Source organism: Mesorhizobium sp. M4A.F.Ca.ET.022.05.2.1 (genome assembly GCF_003998845.1).
GTDB lineage: Bacteria > Pseudomonadota > Alphaproteobacteria > Rhizobiales > Rhizobiaceae > Mesorhizobium.
The window spans coordinates 1-4,845 of the sequence record NZ_RZOJ01000449.1 but is presented as its reverse complement, the minus strand read 5'-3'; the positions used below and the strand labels follow the sequence as shown (position 1 = coordinate 4,845).

Annotated in this window: 3 protein-coding genes; 1 reads left to right on the top strand and 2 read right to left on the bottom strand. The window is 64.7% G+C overall.

Features of this window, described 5'->3' with window-relative positions; genetic code table 11:
- Both EN745_RS30205 and EN745_RS30200 read right to left on the bottom strand, forming a co-directional pair.
- A partial coding sequence (locus EN745_RS30205) for a DUF1003 domain-containing protein (protein ID WP_145992211.1) occupies positions 1-892 on the bottom strand: 892 nt, incomplete at its 3' end.
- A 354-nt stretch (positions 893-1,246) separates the two neighbouring features.
- A complete protein-coding gene (locus EN745_RS30200) occupies positions 1,247-2,134 on the bottom strand; it encodes a D-alanyl-D-alanine carboxypeptidase family protein (protein WP_127422936.1) in 888 nt (295 codons plus the stop codon).
- Between the two features lie 535 nt (positions 2,135-2,669).
- Here EN745_RS30200 and EN745_RS30195 point away from each other — a divergent pair.
- Positions 2,670-4,586: a methyl-accepting chemotaxis protein gene (locus EN745_RS30195; RefSeq protein WP_127422935.1), complete on the top strand. Its 1,917-nt coding sequence runs from the start codon at positions 2,670-2,672 to the stop codon at positions 4,584-4,586.
- Positions 4,587-4,845 lie beyond the last annotated feature (259 nt).

Here is a 4,845-nt window from a genome sequence, read left to right as displayed (position 1 = left end):
CCCCGCCCGCCGTCCGCTTCACCTTCTTCGCCCCTGTCAGCTCGTGCATGGCATCGAGCTGCATCTGCTGCATTTCCGCCAGCCGCTGCCATTGGCGCGAGATCAGGTAGTCGAGCTTTTCGTGCAGGTGCCGCACTTCCAGCTCGGCCTTCAGGTTCACCCGGTAGTCGTTGAAGGAGCGCAGCCGGTCCTTCGCTTCCTGCCGCTTCTGGCTCATCATGATCACCGGCGCCTGGATAGCGGCGATGCAGGACAGCATCAGGTTGAGCAGGATGAACGGGTAGGGGTCGAAGGCGCCCGCCATGCCCTCGAACAGGTTGATGCCGATCCAGATCAAGAGCACGCTGGCGAACGAGATCAGGAACCACCAGCTGCCGCCGAACTCGGCCATCGAGTCGGAGACGCGGTCGGCGAACGAGCGGTGCTCCTCGAACTCCTCTTCCGAGTTTTCCGAGATCGTGTCCTGCCTGGCGATCGATTCGACCACCTGGCGGTCGAGCTCGGAGAATTCGCCGTGCTCCTGCTGCAGCAGTTCTTCCATGTAGCGCATGCGGTAGCGGGCGAGCTCCTCGCGGCTGATGCGGGCGCCGCGCGGCAGGTCGGGATGGTCGGCGCGGATGCGGTCGGAAAGGCTCGGCCGCAAATCGTCGATGCGCACCAGGTCGCGCTTGCGGAATTTCCGGCCGCTGATCGCCGACGGTTTTTTCTTCGGTTTTACCCGCGATGCGGCAGGTCCGGCCGGGGCGGGCTCGGAATCCGGCACCTCCGGCGCTTCGAGGATCTCGTCGGCCGCTTCGTGCAGGTCTTCCGGCAAGGTGGAGGCCTCGAGATATTCGCCGGCCGAGTGGGTTTCGTCGTCTTCCGTCTTCTGCGCCTTCGGGTCGCCGGCCATGGTCAGTGCTCCTGTTTCGGCTTCTGCGATACGATACGCCAAGCCGGCGCGGCATATCCATCGCGACTGTGTAACTGGTGTGACCGAACAAGTTGTTGTGATGGGGGTGGTGCGGGCTGTGACTTGGTCGCGGAATGCGGCGGCGCAAGGTTGAGATCGGTGGTGATCCTTCGCGCCCCCCCTCTGTCCTGCCGGACATCTCCCCCTCAAGGGGGGAGATCGGCAGCCTTGGCGCCGCGCCCCTCATTGACGTTGGAGGTTGGCGAAACCCGACGCGACATCCAATCTCCCCCCTTGAGGGGGAGATGGCCGGCAGGCCAGAGGGGGGTGCCTCGGGCCGGCGTTTCGAAGCTTTTACGGTTCTGGCAAACCGGGAAGCGCCGACCCCGTCGGCTGCTGCCCGGCATACATCAGCCTTGTCTTGGCATCCGCCGCCATCGGCGAAAGGCTGCGCTGGATCAGTGCCTCGACATGGTCGTTGCGCTGGCGCGCGCTTTCGGCGCCCATCACCACCACGATCAGCTGGCGGCCGTCGGCATTGTAGGAAGTGACGATGTTGTAGCCGGAGGCCCTGATGTAGCCGGTCTTGATGCCGTCGACGCCGCGCACCCGGCCGAGCATGTCGTTGTGGCCGCGCACCAGCCGGCCGCGGAACATGAAGTCGCTCTCGGAGAAATAGTGGAAATGCTGCGGGAAGCGGTTGCGTAGCGCCATGCCCAGCACCGCCATGTCGCGCGCCGTCGTCATCTGGCTGCCGTCGGGCAGGCCCGAAGCGTTGCGGAAGGAGGTGCTCGTCATGCCGAGGCTTCGCGCCTTGGTGGTCATCATGGCGGCGAACTGGTCCTGCGAGCCGCCGAGATATTCGCCGACCGCCACCGCCACGTCATTGGCCGATTTGACCACGATGGCCCGGATGGCGGAATCGACGTCGATCGTCTCGCCGCGCCTGAAGCGCAGCTTGGTCGGCGGCTGCCGGGAGGCATTGTCCGAAACCGGGATCTGCGTCTCCTTGCTCACCCGGCCGCTCTCCAGCGCCTCGAACAGCAGATAGAGCGTCATCATCTTGGTCAGCGAGGCCGGATAGCGCTGCGCCGTCGAATTGACCTCGAACAGCTGCTTGCCGCTGCGCGCATCGACGACGATCGCCGCATAGCGCTGCGGCTGCGCCGGCACCGCCAATACACTGTCGGGCGGCGCGACGGTGGTGCAGCCGGCGACCATCGCCAGCAGCGCGAACGCCATCAAGATCTTCTGGAGGAGCGGGAAAGGGTCGGACAGGCGCAAGTCGAATCCGGCTGTTGCTGAGAGGGCCGGACCCTAGCCTAAGCCGATTGCTGCGTCCAACTGGTTAACGGGGGTCTCAAAGCTGTCTCAACAGCTTAAGGGTGGCGACGGGCTCGGAACGACACCAAAGCCGGCGCTGCCCCTCACCTGCCTGCCGGCACCCTCTCCCCGTATAGTGACGGGGCGAGGGGCGCTGTCATCGCCGGTTTCGCCAATCACCAACGTTGCAAGAAGGGCGCCAATGCTGCGGCCAGCCCCTTTCTCCCCGTCACTATACGGGGAGAAATGCCCGGCAGGGCAATGAGGGGCGGCGCCAACATCGGCAAATTGGCGATTCCTGCGCGAGCGGCGCTATACCTTGCCGCTCGTAGCTATCACTTCGTCGGTAGACACCTCCCACACCCCACCGCCCCGAAAACGCCCGCTTGCTGTCCTGTTTTCCCGGCGGGGCCGCGCTGCTACCATGCGCGCGGATTTGGTTTGGGGGATCGACATGACAGGTGACATCGGCGCCGCCGCACCATCTCTTATCCGGGCATCGCTCAGCCGCACCGGCAAATGGGCCGGCAGCGTCGCTTTCGTCAGCGGCGCGGTGTCGGACGTGCTCAACCCGCTCGGGCCGTTCGCCGCCTATATCGCGCTCGTCGCTTCCGTTGCGGCCGCGATCATCGCCATCGCCATCGTGCTGAGGCTTGTGCTGGCGACCAAGGCCATGCCGGCGCTGATCTTCGCCACAAGTGCGGCGGCGATCGCCGGCGGCGTCTACACCGTGCAGCAGGAAACGAATTCGCAGAACGGCATCATCGCCACTCTGGTGCCGGCGGTGGCCGAGCTGCAGCAGTCGCTGGGCATCGTCTCCGAAAAGGTCGCCAGGATCGAAAGGACGGTCACCGAGACGCAAAAGACGGTCGAGGAGGTCAAGAAATCGACCGACACGGTGGCGCAGAAGACGCAGGAGATAGCCGCCGCCGAAAAACAGCAGACCGAGCAGGGCGCCGAAACCCAGAAGGCGGTCGAGGCGGTCAAGCAATCGACCGACACCGTCGCGCAGAAGGCCGAGGAGATCGCCTCGGCACAGAAACAGCAGACCGAGCAGGGCGCCGAAACCCAGAAGGCGGTCGAGGCGGTCAAGCAGACCACCGACACGCTGGCCGCCGGCCAGCAGCAGGCGGCCGCGCAGGCCGAGAAGCTGCAGGCGACGACCGAGCAGATTGCCGCTTCCATCGACACCATCGCCAAGGGCTTTGCCGCGCTCGCCGCGCAGGGCGGCGCGATCGCCGACCCCAAGCGTCCCGATGAGTACTATCACAATGCCCGCGTCTACGAATTGTCGGGCGACATGCTCAACGCCAGGCGGTCCTATCTCGCCTTCGCCAACTTCGATGTCGACGCCATCGACCCTTATACGCGCTTCGCCACCTTGCTTCGGGTCCAGGACGGTAAGGCCGGCGCCCGCGAGGTGTTCGGCCAGTTGGCCGACAAGGCCAAGGCGTCGGCGATCAAGCTCGTCCATCTCGAGCAGTTCGACGATGCCCAGCGTCTCGACAAGCTGAACACCTTCATAGCGGCCCATCCCGACTATGCGCCTGCCTATTTCCTCCTGGCGCAGGAGTTTTCCGAGGATCGCCTCGGTAGCCAGTCGCTGTCCGACAAGCGCAGCGAGGCCGAGGCGCTGACCAAGTTCGTCTCCTACGAGAAGGATGGCGGGCTGCTCAAATATTTCGTCGACCAGAGGGAGCTCGCCGACTGGCTGGAGCGCAGCCGCAGCCGGCTGGCCGCCGTCGGCGACGTGCTCGATCCGCAGCGCTTCGCCCCGACATTGACGCCGATGCGCTCCAATGCCGGCTGGACGATCACCATTTCGCTGCCCGAGGCGGCGACCGGCATTTCCTGGCGCCTCGGCGAGACCGGCCCGTTCACCGACACCGGGCTGATGGCGATGAACGACCAGCGGACGGGCAAGCCGATGCCCAATTCGAGCTTCGAATTGCCGGACAGCACCACGGCCACCACGATCGGCATCAAATATCTCGACATCAGGGGCCGCGAGACCGGCCCGTTCGCCATAAGATTCGATCCGGACTCGGCGCTGCAGCAAGGCGACAAGCAGATCCTCGACCAGTTCTGGACCTCGTGGATCGCCTTCGACGCCGGCGGCAACAACGGCCTGGTCTATTTCACGCAAATGCTGTCCTACCGCTGCGCCATCAAGGAGGTGCATTACGGCCTGGACGGCGCCGCCCCCGACAAGGAAATCAAGATGCCGCCCTGCGACAAGAAGGACCCCTACGCCATCCCCTACGACTACCAGCCCTATTTCAAGGTCGCCGACAGCGTGAAGTCGATGTCGGTGCAGGTGACCTATACGGGTGGCACCAAGTCGCCGGTCAGGGAGTATAAAAGGCAGTAGGGGCGGCCCGTTTGTAGCGTCTCAACCTACCGCACCCTTTCTAACGTTGGCGCCGCCCCTCACCTGCCTGCCGGCATTCTCTCCCGGTATAGTGACGGGGAGAGGGGCGCTCTCATCGCCGGTTTCGCCAATCAGCAACGCTGCAGGAGGGCACCGGCGCTGCGGCCAGCCCATTTCTCCCCGTCACTATACGGGGAGAAATGCCCGGTGTCCGAACCGGATAGATAGGTAACAGAATGGACCGATTGCATAGGTGACA